The sequence below is a fragment of the Streptomyces sp. NPDC017943 genome (assembly GCF_044328425.1).
Classification (GTDB): domain Bacteria; phylum Actinomycetota; class Actinomycetes; order Streptomycetales; family Streptomycetaceae; genus Streptomyces; species Streptomyces djakartensis_A.
The window spans coordinates 60,224-76,412 of sequence record NZ_JBIRHH010000015.1 but is presented as its reverse complement, the minus strand read 5'-3'; the positions used below and the strand labels follow the sequence as shown (position 1 = coordinate 76,412).

At 73.0% G+C, this 16,189-nt stretch carries 13 protein-coding genes; 1 reads left to right on the top strand and 12 read right to left on the bottom strand.

The genetic code is table 11. The annotated features are described in order from the left end of the window. Positions 1-25 precede the first annotated feature (25 nt). Positions 26-1,480: a peptidoglycan D,D-transpeptidase FtsI family protein gene (locus ACH4C6_RS33165; RefSeq protein WP_398112379.1), complete on the top strand. Its 1,455-nt coding sequence runs from the start codon at positions 26-28 to the stop codon at positions 1,478-1,480. Positions 1,481-1,730: 250 nt separating this feature from the next. Here ACH4C6_RS33165 and ACH4C6_RS33160 read toward each other — a convergent pair whose 3' ends face one another. From ACH4C6_RS33160 to ACH4C6_RS33105, 12 genes are all read right to left on the bottom strand, one after another. After that, a complete protein-coding gene (locus ACH4C6_RS33160; protein WP_398112378.1) occupies positions 1,731-2,837 on the bottom strand; it encodes a pectinesterase family protein in 1,107 nt (368 codons plus the stop codon). A 78-nt stretch (positions 2,838-2,915) separates the two neighbouring features. Beyond that, on the bottom strand, positions 2,916-4,226 hold the full coding sequence (locus ACH4C6_RS33155) for a polysaccharide lyase family 1 protein (RefSeq protein ID WP_398112409.1): 1,311 nt from the start codon (positions 4,224-4,226) through the stop codon (positions 2,916-2,918). A 156-nt stretch (positions 4,227-4,382) separates the two neighbouring features. After that, positions 4,383-5,729 (bottom strand): ABC transporter substrate-binding protein, encoded by a 1,347-nt coding sequence (locus tag ACH4C6_RS33150; protein ID WP_398112377.1) that lies wholly within the window; start codon positions 5,727-5,729, stop codon positions 4,383-4,385. Between the two features lie 130 nt (positions 5,730-5,859). Next, a complete protein-coding gene (locus tag ACH4C6_RS33145) occupies positions 5,860-7,365 on the bottom strand; it encodes a family 43 glycosylhydrolase (protein WP_398112408.1) in 1,506 nt (501 codons plus the stop codon). Positions 7,366-7,379: 14 nt separating this feature from the next. Next, a complete protein-coding gene (locus ACH4C6_RS33140) occupies positions 7,380-8,225 on the bottom strand; it encodes a PmoA family protein (protein ID WP_398112376.1) in 846 nt (281 codons plus the stop codon). Continuing rightward, a complete protein-coding gene (locus tag ACH4C6_RS33135; protein WP_398112375.1) occupies positions 8,222-9,385 on the bottom strand; it encodes a Gfo/Idh/MocA family protein in 1,164 nt (387 codons plus the stop codon). The genes ACH4C6_RS33140 and ACH4C6_RS33135 overlap by 4 nt, the downstream gene beginning before the upstream one ends. Positions 9,386-10,100: 715 nt before the next feature. Continuing rightward, positions 10,101-10,997: a carbohydrate ABC transporter permease gene (locus ACH4C6_RS33130; RefSeq protein WP_398112374.1), complete on the bottom strand. Its 897-nt coding sequence runs from the start codon at positions 10,995-10,997 to the stop codon at positions 10,101-10,103. Beyond that, positions 10,994-11,929: a carbohydrate ABC transporter permease gene (locus tag ACH4C6_RS33125; RefSeq protein ID WP_398112373.1), complete on the bottom strand. Its 936-nt coding sequence runs from the start codon at positions 11,927-11,929 to the stop codon at positions 10,994-10,996. The genes ACH4C6_RS33130 and ACH4C6_RS33125 overlap by 4 nt, the downstream gene beginning before the upstream one ends. Before the next feature lie 195 nt (positions 11,930-12,124). Further along, the gene (gene araD / locus ACH4C6_RS33120) at positions 12,125-13,855 is read right to left on the bottom strand and encodes an L-arabinonate dehydratase (protein WP_398112372.1); all 1,731 of its coding nucleotides are present in this window, start codon (positions 13,853-13,855) and stop codon (positions 12,125-12,127) included. Then, positions 13,852-14,763 (bottom strand): dihydrodipicolinate synthase family protein, encoded by a 912-nt coding sequence (locus ACH4C6_RS33115; RefSeq protein ID WP_398112370.1) that lies wholly within the window; start codon positions 14,761-14,763, stop codon positions 13,852-13,854. The genes araD and ACH4C6_RS33115 overlap by 4 nt, the downstream gene beginning before the upstream one ends. Continuing rightward, entirely contained in the window at positions 14,760-15,419 is a 660-nt protein-coding gene (locus ACH4C6_RS33110) for a GntR family transcriptional regulator (protein ID WP_398112369.1), read from the bottom strand. The genes ACH4C6_RS33115 and ACH4C6_RS33110 overlap by 4 nt, the downstream gene beginning before the upstream one ends. A 151-nt stretch (positions 15,420-15,570) precedes the next feature. Then, positions 15,571-16,182 (bottom strand): TIGR03086 family metal-binding protein, encoded by a 612-nt coding sequence (locus ACH4C6_RS33105; RefSeq protein WP_398112368.1) that lies wholly within the window; start codon positions 16,180-16,182, stop codon positions 15,571-15,573. Between the last annotated feature and the right edge of the window lie 7 nt (positions 16,183-16,189).

The following is a 16,189-nucleotide window of genomic DNA, read 5'->3' as shown; positions in this document are numbered from 1 at the left end:
GGCGCCGTTCGTCTTTCCGGTCGCCATGAACAAGACGATCAGGCGCGCCTCCGCCTTCACCCTGCTGCTCGTACTGGCCCTGCTGATCAGGGCCACGTGGGTGCAGTTCTACGAGGGCCGGGCGCTGGCAGACGACAAGGACAACCGGCGGAACGCGATCGAGACGTACTCGGCGCCGCTCGGCAACATCATCGTGGGCGGCCGGTCGGTCACCGGCTCGGCGCCGACGACGACGGGCGACCTCGCGTACAAGCGGACGTACCCGGACGGCAGCCTGTACGCGGCGGTGACGGGGTACGCGTCGCAGGCGTACGCGCCGACCCAGCTGGAGGGCATCTACACCGACCTGCTCAACGGCACGGACAGCCGGCTGAGGTCGGTGATGGACACCCTCACCGGCCGGCGGGCCGACCCGGGCAACGTGATCACGACGATCGACCCGGACGTGCAGAAGGCCGCGGTCGAGGCGCTCGGTGACAAGAAGGGCGGGGCCGTCGCCATCGACCCGGGGACCGGCAGGATCCTGGCGGTGGTGTCGTCCCCCTCGTACGACCCCTCGTCGCTGACGGACGCCAACACCGCGGGGACGGCCTGGAAGAAGCTCACGGCGGACCCGGACAAGCCGCTGGTGAACCGGGCCCTGCGGCAGCCGCTGCCGCCCGGCTCGACGTTCAAGCTGGTGGTGGCCGCCGCGGCGCTGGAGGACGGGCTGTACGCGTCGGTGGACGAGCGCACCGACAGCCCCGACCCGTACACCCTGCCGGGCACGAGCCGCGAGCTGACCAACGAGAACCCCGACGCGCCCTGCACGAACGCCACCATCCGCACGGCACTGCAGTACTCGTGCAACAACGTCTTCGCGAAGATGGCCGTCACGCTGGGCCAGGACAAGGTGAAGGCGATGGCCGAGAAGTTCGGCTTCAACGACGACGAGCTGGACGTGCCGGTGCGGGCCTACACGAGCGTGTACCCCTCGGACATGCATCCGTCGCAGACGGCCCTGACGGGGATCGGCCAGTTCGACGTCACCGCCACCCCGCTCCAGATGGCCATGGTGTCGGCGGCCATCGCCAACGGCGGCAAGCTGGTCTCGCCGCACATGGTCGCGCAGATCACCGACAGCGGCGGTGACGTCCTGGAGGACTACGACGACGCGAGCTCGAAGCGGATCATGTCCTCCTCGACCGCCGGGCAACTGCGGTCGGCGATGCGGACGGTGGTGGAGAAGGGCACCGGCACGAACGCCCGGGTGCCGGGTGCGACCGTCGGCGGCAAGACGGGCACGGCCCAGCACGGCGAGAACAACAGCCAGGTGCCCTACGCCTGGTTCACCTCGTACGGCACGTCCGACGCGTCGGGCAAGGAGGTCGCCGTGGCGGTCGTCGTCGAGCAGTCCGACGCGGCCCGCTCGGAGGTGAGCGGCAACGGCCTGGCGGCACCGGTCGCCAGGGCGATGATGGAAGCGGCGCTGAGGGACTGAACCCCCGCCGCCCGGAATCCGTCTCCCCGGACGAGTCCGCACCGAGTCCCCGGCCGACCCCGGCCCCCCTGGGGTCCGCCGGTCGCCGGGGCGTCCGGCCCCCCAGCCGACGCCCCGGTACCGCGACCCTCCGGAGCCCCCCTCCGGACGGTCGGCGCAGCACCGTCCGAGCCCCCCTCGGCCGGTCTGCCGGGCGTCCCCGCCGGTTCGCACCCGGCGGGGGCGCCGTCGCCGGTCCGGGAGAACCCGTTCAGACCGGCCGCCAGTCGCCGAGCCAGGTCCGCCGGGTGTGGGCCCGTGCCTGCTCGGGGGTCAGCCGGGGGCGGTTCTCCGGCACGGTGACGGCGGCTCCGGGACCGGTGTTGCGGTACTCGGCGAACAGCATCGACTGCCAGGGGTGGGCGCTCGACATGTCGGCGTAGGGCGCGGCCGCGTCGATGCCCGGGCCGAGCCGGGTGTCGCGGACGGTGAGCATGGGGCGGGCGGTGGGGTCGGAGCTGGGCACCCAGGGGCGGGCCAGCTTGTAGAAGCCGTCCGGGGCGTCGCCGTCGACCCGGCTGCGGGTGACGAGGTAGCCGAGCGGGGTGGTGCGGGCCGTGGAGGGCGCGAACACGAAGCCGTAGGGGGCGCCGGGCAGGTCGGCGCGCGTCAGGGTGCGGAAGCGGCAGTGCGCGAAGACGGCGGTGGCCCGTCCGAAGACGAAGTCGACGTCGCCCTCGACGTGGCAGTGCGCGAAGTATTGTCGGGCGACGGTGCCGAGGGCCATGGTGTCGGCGTACAGGGTGTCCTGGTGGCCGAGGAACCGGCAGTGGTGGAAGGCGGACCGGTCGCCCTGCACCTTGAGGGCGACGGCCTGGGTGCCGGTGACGCCGGGGTGGTCGGCGCGCAGCCAGTCGTTGGCGAAGGTGATCCAGCGTGCGGTGAACCCGTCGGCCTGCACGGTGGCGGTCGCCGAGCCGGTGGTGCCGTAGGTGCCGCCGCCGGGCTTGGGAGTGCCTGCCGCGTTGTCGTACACGATCACGACGTCCCGGGCGTCCTCGCTCGCTCCGATCCAGGTCATGCCGGTGCGGGCGGGGTCGACGGCGAGGGTCTGCCGGTAGGTCCCCGGGGCGATGACCAGGGTGTGCCCGGGTCCGTCCGCCGCGGCCACCGCGTCCCGGACGGTGGTGACGTCGCCGGCACCGCCGGGGTGCACGTACAGGGTGGCCGGGGTCAGGCGGGCGGCCGGTGAGCCGTAGCGGCCGAACGGGCGCCTCGGGCCCGTGGCGCGGGCCGGGACCGCGGTCGGGCCGGCCACCAGGGCGGCCGCGGCGCTCCCGGCGCTCGCGGTCAGGAATCCTCTGCGGGACACGGGCATGCGGGTGCTCCTTCGGGGGTCGTCGCAAAGGGGGCCGGGGCGGGTGTCAGGTCCGCCCCGGCCGGCAGGGGGAGGGCGTCAGCGGAGGCGGCCGGCGCCGGCGCGCTGCCCGACGATGCCGGGCACGGCCCTGGGCGGGTCCACCCGGGTGCGCAGGGTGGGCGTCCAGCCCGCACCGGTCTGCAGGAACTCGCCCGGGATCTCGGCGTTGTGCACGGCGACGAGGTCGGTGCGCCTGCCGTTGACGTAGTTGTCCGCGGCGGTGAGGGGGGCCTCGCTCCACTTCTTGAGGATCTTCGCCGGGCTGAACCCGGGGGCCAGCGTGAAGGCGTTGTGCTCGGCGACGAGCCGGGACTCCTTGCCGATGCCGTAGACGTACCCCCACTTCTGGCCCTTGGTGACGACGAAGTGGTTGTTGTACGAGTCGACCTGCCCGAAGCGCACCCGGGGGGCGCGCTCGACGATGCCCTCGAAGCGGTTGTGGTGGAGGGTGACCTTGAGCTTGCCGGTGTCGTCGGCGGTGGCGCCGTCGCTGTTGCCGATGAGCATCGTCTTGTCGTGGTCGCGGAACGCGTTCCAGGACACGGTCACGTGGTCCGAGCCGCGCACCACGTCCAGCAGCCCGTCGTGCTGCTGGTACACCTTGCCGAAGTACTGCGGGAGGGAGCTGTCGGGGTGGCGCCCGTCGGTGAGCGTGTTGTGGTCGATCCACACATGGGTGGAGCCGTACACCACCACTCCGTCGTACTCGGAGTTCCAGGCGCCGGTGTTGCCGTCGTCGGTCGGGTCCCACTGCGGGAAGCAGTCGACCGGCGCCTCGAGGTGGAGGTTGCGGACGATGACGTTGTCGACGCCCTTGATCTGGAGGCTGCCGCCGCGGATCCCGGCGCCTCTGCCCACGCCGACGATGGTGGTATTGGCCGGCACGTTCGCCTTGATGGCGGCGTCCTGGCGGGCGGCCGACGCGGCCCGCAGGTCCTCCTGCTCCCCGCTGACCGGCTTGTCGTGGCCCCAGACGGCCGGGTCGTAGGCGGCGAGGTAGGTCCCGAGGTCGTAGCCCTCGGCCGCGAACGCGTCGCAGCCCTGCGAGACGGCGTCGATCATCCCCTTGATCTTGATGATCTTCGGTGCGGATCCGCCCTGCCGCAGGGCGGCCCGGAACTGCTCCCAGGTGGTGACGGTGTGCACGTGTGCGGCGTCGGCGGCGGCGCCGCCCGTGGTGCCGGTGCCGTACGAACCCCAGCCGTCGCCGGCCGGCAGGGTCGCGCGGGCGGGGTCGAACGGCCGGGCCTGGGCGCCCGTTCCGCTCACGGCCAGCACGAGGGCGGCACATCCGGCCACGGCGACCGCTCTCACAATGGCATGATCATGACACTTGCGGACGTTCATGGTTCTGCTCTCTTCCTTCTGCGTCGGGTCTGCGGACACGTGGAGCACCTTTCGAGCGGAGGGGGGCTGCCTCCGGGCGTGCGGGGACCTGCGCGACCGGCCGGGGGGCGGCCCGCACCCGGCACACGTCAGGCCGCCCCGCGGTCGTCACCGCGCCTACGCCTTCTGCTCGTTCCACTCCTTCTGCGCGGCGTTCAGCTGCTCGGCCATGGTGTCCAGGAACGCTTTCGCGCTCATCTTCCCGAGCAGGACCTTCTGGAAGTTCGGCTCGTTGTCCGCCTTGGAGATCGTGTTCCAGTCGGGCAGGTAGTACGGCAGTTGCACGATCGACGTGGAACCGTCCGACAGCGCCTGCGCCGCCAGCTTCGTCGGCTCGGCCTTCGAGATCCACGGGTCCTTCGCCGCGTCGGTGTTCGACGGCACCTGGCCCGCGGCCTCGTTGAACTTCGAGTTCTCGGCCCGGGACGTGGCGAACTCGATGAACTTCCAGGCGGCTTCCTTGTTCTTGCCGCTCTTGAACAGTCCCAGCCCGTCCACGGGGTTGGAGACCTGCACGCGCTTGCCGCCCGGACCGGTCGGCTGCGGAACGCCGCGGAACTTGTCGGCGCCGAGGGCCTTCACATGGTCCTGGTACGAGCCCAGGTTGTGGTTCAGCATGCCGATGGTGCCGGAGTCCCACTGCGCGACCATCTTCGTGAAGTCGTTGTTGAGGTCGGCGGCCGGGGTGACCTTCTTGTACAGGCCCGCGTACTTCTCCAGCGCCGCCACGTTCTTCGGGTCGTCGAGCGTGGTCCTCTCGCCGCCGGCGTCCCAGAACGAGGTGATCCCGGACTGCCCGTACATGGCGTCCAGCGCCTGCGCGATGGACCCGGCGCCGCCGCGGATCGTGTAGCCGAACGCGTTGCCGCCCTTGTCCGTCAGCTTCTCGGCGGCCGTGAAGAACCGCTCCCACGTCGTGGGCTCCTCCAGCCCGGCCTTCTCGAACAGGTCGGTGCGGTAGTACAGCACGCCGTTGTTGGCGGAGGTCGGGACCGAGTAGAGCGTGTCGTCGCCGCCGGCCGCCTTCAGCGACTCGACCATGTCCTTGTTGAGCCGGCCGTCGAGGGAGGAGCCGGCGAGCCGCTCGTCCAGCGGTTCCAGGGCGCCCTGCGCGGCGAACCCGGCGATCATCGCCGATCCGACACCGCCCACGTCGGGTAGCCCGCCACCCTGGAGGGCGGTGTCGACCTTCGACTGGTACTCGGTGGCGGCGATCCCGACGTACTCGACGTCGATGTCCGGGTTGGCCTTCTCGAAGTCGGCGATGATCTCCTTCCAGATCTCGGTGCGGACACCGCCGTTGTTGTCCCAGAAGACGATCCTGCCCTTGCCGCTGCCCTCGGCGCCCTTGTCGCCGCCCGCCCCGCTGCCGTCGTCACCACAGGCGGTGGCGGTCAGCGCGAGCACGGCCCCCAGGGCGACGACCGTGGCGGCGCGCCTGCTTCTGCGATTGCTGATCTTCATTGGTCGGCTCTCTTCTTCCTGATCCAGCGGAACTCGTGGGTGTGGGGGGACGGCGAGAGGCGTCGGAGCCCTTCGCGAGCGCTTGCTGCGGGGGGCGTCGTCAGGGCTCCCCACAGGCGTACGAGGTGGGTCATGCGGGGGTGACGGTGAAGCCGGTGAAGGTCGCGGGCCCGGCGTGTCCCGGGCCGTCGGGCGCGAGCGCGAACAGGCCGAGCAGGGCGCCGACCCAGCGCCACGCGGTGGCCGCGAAGACGGGCCCGGACGGCCGGAATCCGTCGCCGGTGTCGGCCGAGAAGCGGCAGCGCGCGCCCGGGCCGATCTCGACGCGCAGCCGGGCCCGGCCGCCGGGGGCGGGCCGGGCGTGCCCGGCGTCCCGCTCCCCGCCCCCGGCGGCCTCGGCGAAGCGGTGCACGAGGTGCACGGACCCGTCGGTGCCCCGTTGCAGGCCGATCCAGGAGTACGCGTCGCCGAGCACGGCGAGGCCCGCCCGCGCCCCCGCCTCGCCGCTGTCCAGGCGCAGTTCCACCTCGGCCGCGCAAGGGCTGCCGGGCAGCCGCTGGGTCAGCACATGAGGCAGCGTGCGCAGGTCGTGGGGGCCGCCCGAGCGGACGCACACCAGCCGCAGTCCGTCCCCGGAGTGCCGGGTGGCCCAACCGTCGGCCGGATCGGCAGTCCACTGCCACTGCACGCCGTACCGCCCGCCGGGGAAGGCGTCGTCGGTGGCGGGGGCGGCGGGTGGTTGCGGTGGCAGGGCGGGGCGGCGGTGCACGGTGACGGGGGCGCCGTCGTCGCCGATGACCGGCCAGCCGTGCTCCCAGCGCACGGGCTGGAGGTGCACGACCCGCCCGTAGGGGCCGCGCTGCTGGAAGTGCAGGAACCAGTCCTCGCCGGACGGGGTGCGCACCCAGCCGCCCTGGTGGGGGCCGTTGACACCGGTGTCCTTCTGCTCCAGCACGATCCGCTCCTCGTACGGCCCGAAGAAGCCGCGGGAGCGGAAGGCGCCCTGCCAGCCGGTCTCGACACCGCCCGCGGGGGCGAGGATCCAGAACCAGCCGTCGTGCCGGTAGAGCTTGGGGCCCTCCAGGGTGAACCAGCCGGGGATGCGGTCGCCGTCGACGATCACCGTGCCCTCGTCGAGGAGTCCGGTGCCGTCCGCACGCATGCGGTGGCCGGTGAGGCGGTTCTTGACGCCGGAGCGGGACCTGGCCCAGGCGTGCACCAGGTACGCCTCTCCCGTCTCCTCGTCCCACAGGGGGCAGGCGTCGATCAGCCCCTTGCCCGCCTTCAGCAGGAGCGGGCTGCTCCAGGGGCCCCTGACGTCCGGTGCGTTGACCTGGAACACACCCCGGTCGGGGTCGCCCCAGAAGATCCAGAACCGCTCGTCGTGATACCTCAGGGACGGCGCCCACACGCCGCAGTCGTGCCGGGGGGCCGCGAACTCCTCCCCGGGGGAGAGGCGTTCGAGGGCGTGGCCGATCAGCGTCCAGTTGACCAGGTCGCGCGAGTGCAGCAGCGGCAGGCCGGGCGACCGGCCGAAGCTGGAGGCCGTCAGGTAGAAGTCGTCGCCGACGCACACGACGTCCGGGTCGGACCAGTCGGCGTCGAGGACCGGGTTGGTGTAGGTGTCCGCGTCCAGGAGCGTTCCGCGCGTCACGCGCTCACCGCCTTGCGGACGAGGGAGGCCGCGCCCTCCCAGTCGAGGCGGCCGTCGGCGACCACGGTGACGATCCGGCGGACCGCGGTCCCGCCCGGCGGGATCGGCAGCCGGCCGTCGCAGGCCAGCGAGGACCCGACCCCGGGGTACTCCGCGGTCCGCACGAACCAGGGGTCCCTGCGGGTCCGTTCGGTGGCCCCGGCGAAGACGAGCGTCCAGTCCGATCCGGTCAGGGCCAGCCAGTCGGCGCTCCTGCCGTGCGCCTCGGCCTCGCCGTCACGGTCGGCGGTGAACACCTGCGGCGGGGCCGCCTCCTTGCGGGCCCGCCAGAAGAAGCCACCGTAGGCGGCGCCCGGGCGGCCGTTCGTCGCCGGGCTGCCGAGGGACAGCGGTCTCCCGCTGACGTTGATGAGGGAGAAGCTGATGTCCAGCGCCCAGGCGCGGTCGGTGAGTTCGGCGGCGGCGAGGGTGCGGCGCTCGCGCAGCAGCTCGCCGCCCGCGGCGACCCAGCGCAGTTCCTGGACGAAGCGGTCCGGGTCGCGCAGCTGGAAGGCGACGTGCCGCTGGGCACCGTGGTTGTCCAGCTCGGTCGGGCCCCGGTCGCGCACATAGGTGCGCCCGCCCCAGAAGTTGAACCCCTCGACGTCGGGAACGGCGACACCGACGCCGAGGTGGTGTGCGTGGTCGGCCGGACCGGACTCGGTCACGGTGGTGCCGGCCAGGGTGGTGACGGGGTGCAGGTAGGGGCGCGGCGACAGCCGGGCGGGCAGTTCGGGGCGGGTGACGTACCGGGCGACCGGCCGGCCGGCCACCCGCAGGATGGGTGTGTCGTCGCCGGTCATCGGGTCTTCACCTCGTTCGGCAGGGGTTCGGCGGCCGGGGCCCAGGGGGCGCCGAGCTCGGAGTAGAGGGAGAGGGTGTCGGCGGCGGCCGCGACGAGTCCGTCGATGCCGGGCACCACCCGGCGATGCTCGCCGGGGACCCGGTGCCAGGCGGTGTCCGGCAGCGGCGCCGGGTCGGGCGCGGTGCGGACGGCCTCCACCACCTTCATGAACGCGCCGGTCGCCTCCGGCGGGGCCAGCAGGGCGGCGCCGGTGGTGAGGTGCGCGACGAGGTTCTCCAGCAGGTCGGTGCGCCCGTGCCCGGTCTCCTGCGGGCCGTGCCCGGCGCGCTGGAGCAGCACGCGGTCCTGCTTGTACCAGAAGGTGATCCGGCCGCTGCTGCCGTGCGCCAGCACGTACGGCTCGTCCGCCCGCTCGGCGCACAGGGTCGCGGCCACGGTGACCGGGTGGCCCTGAGCGGTGGTGACGCGGACACAGGAGGTGTCGTCGGACTCGATGGCGTTGGCGCGCAGCAGTTCCGTCTCGACACCGAGGACGTCCTCGGCGCGGCTGCTGCCGCCGAGGGCGAGCGCGGTGGCGACGGCGTGGGCGAGGGGGTTGGTCAGCGCCCCGTCGATCACGTCGACGCCGTTCATCCGCCGTCTGCCCGCCCAGGGCGCCCGGCGGAAGTAGTCCTCGTCGCGGACCCAGGCCCCGGCGCCGCCGACGCCGGCCAGGGTGCCGATGGCGCCCTCGGCGATCAGGGCGCGGACGGCGGGCAGGGCGTGCGAGCCGAGCGACTGGAAGCCGATCTGGCAGGCGACCCCGGCGGCGGCGACCCCGTCGGCCATCCGGCGGAACTCCGCGTAGGAGGGCGCGGGCGGCTTCTCCAGCAGGAGGTGCACCCCGCGTCCGGCGGCCGTGAGGGCCAGGTCGGTGTGGGTGGGGATGGGCGTGCAGATCACGGCGATCCGGGCGCCCGTGGAGTCCAGCAGCGCCCCGAGGTCGGCGGACTGCTCGGGGGTCCCCAGGCCGTCGAGCTCCCGGCCGGCCAGCGGCGTCAGCTCGCAGACGCCCACCAGCCGGACGAGGCCCCGCTGCTGGAGACGCCGGATGTTCGCGACGTGCCAGCGGCCGTGACCGCGGGCACCGGCGAGGACGACGGGCACGGGTGCGCTCACGGGATCCTCCCCGCTCCGACGGCGGGAGCCGACCCGGCCGCGCCGGCGCGAACCGGCCCCCACCCGGCGTCCGCACCCCGGTGCACCCGACCCTCCGGGATGACCACCCGGCCGACTGTGGCGGGATGGACGGGGACCCGGCCGACTGTGGCCGCGTGGGCGGGGACCCGCCCGGCTGCGGCCACGCGGACCGGGACTCGCCCGGCTGCCGCGGCACAGTTCGGCGCCCGCCTCGCTGCGGCGGTCCGGGCAGCTCCGCCCTGCGAGGCGGCCACCCGCCCGGCGGCCGCACCCCAGTGCACCCGACCCTCCAGGATGACCGCCCGGCCGACTGTGGCCGCGTGGGCGGGGACCCGCCCGGCTGCGGCCACGCGGACCGGGACCCGCCCGGCTGCCGCGGCACAGCTCGGCACCCGCCTCGCTGCGGCGGTCCGGACCGCTCCGCCCTGCGAGGCGGCCGTCTGCCCGGCGTCCGCACCCCGGTGCATCTGACCCTCCGGGATGACCGCCCGGCCGACTGTGGCCGCCTGGACGGGGACCCGCCCGGCTGGCGCGGCGCGGCGCGGGACCCGCCCGGCTGCCGCGGCACAGCTCGGCACCCGCCTCGCTGCGGCGGTCCGGACCGCTCCGCCCCGCGAGGCGGCCACCCGCCCGGCGGCCGCACCCCGGTGCACTCCACCCCCCGGGGCGGTCGCCCGCCCCGCGTTGCGCGGCCTCATCCCTTCACCGCCCCGGCGCTGAACCCGGTGATCAGCCACTTCTGGATGAACGCGAACACGATCACGACCGGCACGGCCGCGATGATGCCGCCCGCGGCGAGTGCGCCCAGGTCGACGCTGTCGGCGCTCATCAGGGAGTTGAGGCCGACCGGGATCGTCTGCTTGTCCTGGTTGTTGAGGAACATCAGGGCGAACAGGAAGTGGTTCCAGGAGTGGACGAAGGCGAAGGAGCCGACGGCGATCAGGCCGGGCCGCAGCAGTGGCAGGACGACGATGCGGAACGCCGTCATGCGGCTGCACCCGTCCACCCAGGCCGCCTCCTCCAGGGAGGGCGGCACGTTCTTGATGAAGTTGCTGATCAGGATGATCGACAGGGGCAGCTGGAACACCGTCTCGGCGAGGATGACGCTGCCCAGCGAGTTGATCATCTGCAGCTCGGCGAAGATCTCGAAGAGCGGGACCAGCAGCAGTGCGCCGGGCACGAACTGCGAGCACAGCAGGGCCAGCATGAAGCCGCGCTTGATCCTGAAGTCGAACCGGGCCAGGGCGTAGCCGCCGGCCAGGGCGACCAGCGTCGTCATGACGAGGGTGGCGACGCCGACGAGGACGCTGTTGGCGAAGTAGGTGCCGAAGCTGCGGTCCGTCCAGACCTTCTCGAAGTGCTCGAAGGTGACCGGCCAGGGCACGAGCGAGGTCGAGCCCGCCGGGCGCAGCGAGAACAGCAGGATCCAGTAGAAGGGGACGAGGGTGAACAGCAGGTAGATGCCCAGGGGCAGGTAGATCTGCCAGCGGGGCGCCTGGTCCCAGGCGCGGTGCCGGTGGACGGGCCGCGGCGGCCCGGGGGTGGCGCGCACGGGGACGGGCGCCGTCCTGGTGGCTTCCTTCACGCTCACTTGTTCTCGCCTCCGAACTTGCTCAGCCGCAGGTAGACCATCGAGCAGAAGAGCAGGATCACGAACGCCACGGTGGTCAGGGCCGACGCGTAGCCGAAGTTGTGGGCGTCGACGGACGTGTTGGCGATGTACAGCGGCAGCGTGGTCGTCTCGCCCGCGGGTCCGCCGCCGGTCAGGGTGTAGAGCAGGTCGACGTTGTTGAACTCCCACACCGCGCGCAGCAGCGTGGACAGGATGATGGCGTCCTTCAGGTGCGGCAGCGTGATGTGCCAGAACTGCTTGAGGCGGCCGGCCCCGTCGACCTCGGCGGCCTCGTAGAGGTCCTTCGAGACGGACTGGAGGTCGGCGAGGATGAGGATCGCGAAGAACGGCACACCGCGCCACAGGTCGGCCACGACCGTCGCCGGGAACACGGTGGAGGTGTCCGACAGCCAGCTGGTCCCGTAGGAGCCGATGCCCAGGTCGGCGAGGTAACGGGTGATGCCCGTCTGGGAGTTGTAGAGCAGCACCCAGATCGCGGAGGTCAGCACGCCGGAGACGGCCCACGGGGAGAACACCAGGGCCCGCCCCAGGCCCCGGCCGACGAAGGTCTGGTTGACGACGAGGGCCAGCGCGAGACCGAACAGCAGCTGGAGCCCGACCTCGACGAAGACCCATTGGGCGCTGAAGACGAGGGTGTCCCAGAAGACGGGGTCCTCGGTGAAGGCGTGGACGAAGTTGTCGAAGCCCGCGAAGCCGTTCCGCCAGGGCTTGGTGGGGTTGTAGTGCTGCAGGCTGTAGTAGAAGACGCTGATGACCGGGTAGGCGATGAAGCCCAGCATGAGCAGGGCGGCGGGCGCGATCAGCAGGTACGGGAGCCTGCGCGGGGTGGCGGAGGCACGGCGCCGCCTCGGTGGCGCGGGCGGTTTCGCCACGGCTGCGGCTTGGGCCATGACTGTTCTCCGTTCTCGGTACGTCTGTGCGTGGTGCGTCGGACGTGTGGAGCAAGCGCTTTCTGCCCGGGCGGCGCCGGGCCGGGTCGTGCCGGAGGTGCCTGTGTGGCGCCGGAGGTGGCTGGTGGTGCCGGAGGTGGCTGGTGGTGCCGGAGATGCCTGGTGGTGCCGGAGGTGCCTGTGCGGTGCGGCCGTTCAGCCCGCGTACGGGTCGGCGACCCGGCCCGGCCGGGCGAGGAACCCGAAGTCGCAGCCGGTGTCGGCCTGGGTGATCTGCTCGTCGTAGAGGGCGCCGTAGCCGCGCTCGTACCGGGCGGGCGGCGGTGTCCAGGCCGCTCTGCGCCGCTCGAGCTCCTCGTCGTCCACGTGGAGGTGGAGGCTGCGCGCCTCGACGTCCAGGGTGATCGGGTCGCCGGTGCGTACGAGGGCGAGCGGGCCGCCGACGTGGGACTCGGGCGCCACGTGCAGCACGCAGGTGCCGTAACTGGTGCCGCTCATCCGGGCGTCGGAGATGCGGACCATGTCCCGCACGCCCTGCTTGAGCAGGTGGTCGGGCAGCGGCAGCATCCCGTACTCGGGCATGCCGGGGCCGCCCTTGGGGCCGGCGCCCCGCAGCACGAGCACATGGTCGGCGGTGATGCCCAGTGCCGGGTCGTCGATGGTGCGCTGCATGGTCCGGTAGTCGTCGAAGACGACCGCGGGCCCGGTGTGCTTGAGCAGGTGCGGCTCGGCGGCGATGTGCTTGATGACGGCGCCGTCCGGGCAGAGGTTGCCGCGCAGCACGGCGACTCCGCCCTCGGCGGCGACGGGGTGGTGTCGGGGCCTGATGACGTCGTCGTCGTGCACGACGGCGTTCGCGATCTGCTCCCCCAGGGTGCCGTTGACGGTGGGCCGGTCCAGGTGCAGCAGGTCGGTGATCCGGGTCAGGAAGGCCGGCAGCCCCCCGGCGAAGTGGAAGTCCTCCATGAGGTACGTCCGTCCGCCGGGCCGGACGTCGGCGAGCACCGGCACGGTGCGGGCGACGCGGTCGAAGTCGTCGAGGGTGAGCCGGACGCCGGCGCGGCCCGCCATGGCGATCAGGTGGATGACGGCGTTGGTGGAGCCGCCGAGCCCGAGCACCGTGGTGACGGCGTCCTCGAAGGCCTCGCGGGTGAGGATCCGGGACGGCCGGAGGGCGGTCCAGGCGAGTTCCACGGCACGGCGCCCGGACGCGGCGGCCATCCGCTCGTGGGCGGAGTCGACGGCCGGGATCGAGGAGGCGCCGGGCAGCGTCATGCCGAGGGCTTCGGCCGCCGCGGTCATCGTGGAGGCGGTCCCCATGGTCATGCAGTGACCGGGCGACCTCGCCAGCCTGCCCTGGAGCTCCCGCAGGTCGCAGTCGGTCAGGTTGCCGGCGCGGTGCTCGTCCCAGTACTTCCACATGTCGGTGCCGGACCCGAGGGTTTCCCCCCGCCAGTGGCCCGGCAGCATCGGCCCCGCGGGCACGAAGAGGGCCGGCACGTCGGCCGAGGCCGCGCCCATGAGCAGGGCGGGCGTCGACTTGTCGCAGCCGCCGAGCAGGACCGCCGCGTCGACCGGGTACGACCGCAGCAGCTCCTCGGTCTCCATCGCCAGCAGGTTGCGGTAGAGCATCGGGGTGGGCTTCTGGTACGTCTCGGAGAGCGTGGCGACCGGGAACTCCAGCGGGAAGCCGCCCGCCTGCCACACCCCCCGCTTGACCGCCTCGGCCCGCTCGCGCAGGTGGACGTGGCAGGGGTTGATGTCGGACCAGGTGTTGAGCACGGCGATCACCGGGCGGCCCAGGTACTCCTCCGCCTCGTAACCGAGCTGCCGCATCCGGGCGTTGTGCGACCAGGTGCGCAACTGGCCCTCGGTGCCGTACCACTGGTGGCTCCTGAGCTCCTCCGGGGACAGGCGGCCGGTCACAGGGACCACCCCGCGGCGAGGGCGGCGACCTCGGCGCGCGCGTCCTGCGCCAGCGGCTTGCTCGGCGGGCGGACCTCGCGGCGGCACAGCCCCAGGGAGGCCAGGGCCTCCTTGACGACCGTGACGTTGTCGGCGGAGCCGTTGGCGGCGCGCAGCTCCTCGAAGCGGCGGATCTGCTCCCAGACCTTCATGGCGGCCGGGTAGTCGCCGGAGCGCAGCGCCTCGATCATGTTCAGGGAGACGGCCGGGGCGACGTTCACCAGCCCCGAGGTGAAGCCGGTGGCGCCCGCGGAGAAGTAGGAGGGGGCGTAGGGCTCGGCGAGCCCGGCGACCCACACGAACCGCTCCAGCCCGGCGTCCCGGGCGAACGCGGCGAAGCGGGAGGCGTCGGGGACGGCGTACTTCACGCCGATGACGTTCGGGCAGGAGTCGGCGAGTTCGGCGAGGCGGGCGCCGGTGAGCTGGGCGTTGCGGATGTAGGGGACGACGCCCAGCTCGGGGACGGCCTCGGCGACGGCCCGGTGGTAGTCGACCCAGCCGGCCTGGGAGACGTAGGGGTGGACGGGCTGGTGGACCATCACCATCTGCGCGCCGAGCTCGCGGGCGTGCCGGGCGGAGGCGACGGCGGTGGGGACGTCGTGGCCGACGCCGACCAGGACGACGGCCCGCTCCCCGGCCTCCTCGACGGTGAGCTCCGTGACCAGGCGGCGTTCGTCGGGGGTCAGGGCGTAGAACTCGCCGGTGTTGCCGTTCGGGGTGAGGGTGGTGATGCCGCCGTCGAGCAGGCGGCGCAGCAGGGCCCGGTGGGTGTCCCGGTCGACGGAGCCGTCCTCGGCGAACGGGGTCACCGGGATGGCCACCACGCCGGCCAGGGCGGCCCGCTGGGTCTCGAACGCCACGCTGCTCATTCCTGACCTTCCTGTTCCAGGGCCGCCTCGGGGAAGGCGCGTTGCACGAAGGACGCGATGTGGGCGTGCAGGGCGCGCGCCGCGCCGTCGGCGTCGCCGTCCAGGGCGAGCCGGAGGATCTCCCGGTGCTCGCCGGCCTCCCGCTCCCAGGAGGGCGAGGCGGCCCAGGCGACGGCGGAGACCAGGGCGGCCTGGTCGCGGACCTCGTCGAGCATCCGGCCGAGCAGCGGGTTGCCGCACGGCAGGTACAGGGCGCGGTGGAACTCCCGGTTGGCCAGGGAGCGTTCGGCGGTGTCGGTGGCGACGTCGGCGCGGGTCAGCGCGTCGCGGGCGGCGTCCAGGCCGGCCCCGCGCTGCACGGCCCGCCTCAGCGCCTCCGGCTCCAGCAGCAGGCGGACGTCGTAGACCTCGCGCGCCATGTCCGCGTCCACCATGCGCACCGTGACGCCCTTGTACTGGCTCATGACGACCAGTCCGGTGCCGGCGAGTGTCTTCAGCGCTTCGCGCACGGGCGTCTTGGACACCCCGAACTGCGCGGCGAGCTCGGTCTCGACGAGCGCCTGTCCCGGCGTCAGCTGCCCGGTGAGGATGCGGTGTTTGATCCCCTCCAGCACGTACTGCGTGCGGGAGGGGATCGGCGTGGGCACAGAGGTCATGCGCGCCTCTCGGATCTCGCGGTCTCGATGGATCGCGTAGCGGATCTCGCGTATCGCGTCTCATATATGACGTACGAAGTACGACGCGATGACCGTAGGAGGGCGCGTTTGTTTCGTCAATGCTTCCGACGCAAGAAACAGCAATCGCTTTCTACGACCGGGGCCTCCACCCGGGTTCCCGCCCGCTCAGCCCCACGGCCCGGTCCAGCAAGGACGCCTGCGGCCCGACCGGCACGACGGGGCCGAAGATCGCGTCGCGGGTGGGGTCGTCCACCCCGGCGGCGAGGAAGTCGTGGCAGGCCCGCAGCGCATCGGGGTCGGGGGTGTACTCCTGGCCGGTCGCACGGGCCAGGTCCCAGCCGTGGACGACCAGTTCGTCGGTGGCCACCAGGCCCGCGACGTCCCCGGGCAGGTCGACGCCGCCGGCCCGGGTCGCGCCGGTCCAGGCGGCCGGGTCGCGCCAGGCGTCGGCCAGTTCGGCCAGGGCCTTCGGCAGCTCCCCGCGCCAGCCGGGCGTGACGTCCGGGAGCGCGGAGTCCGGGCTGGTGTCCGTGGTGGCCCCGAGGTCCTTGCGTCCGGCGTCGCGGAAGGCGACGGTCAGCCCCAGCAGGTGACCGAGCAGATGGCGCACCGCGTAGTCCGGGCAGGGCGTGGGGCCGGCGAGCTGTTCGTCGGTGACGCCGGCCGCGAGCCGCGCCAGGACCTCCGTCTGCGGTCCGAGGTCGAGGACCGGGCCGGCCGTGCCCGTGGTGCTGTCGGTCATGGGGTGC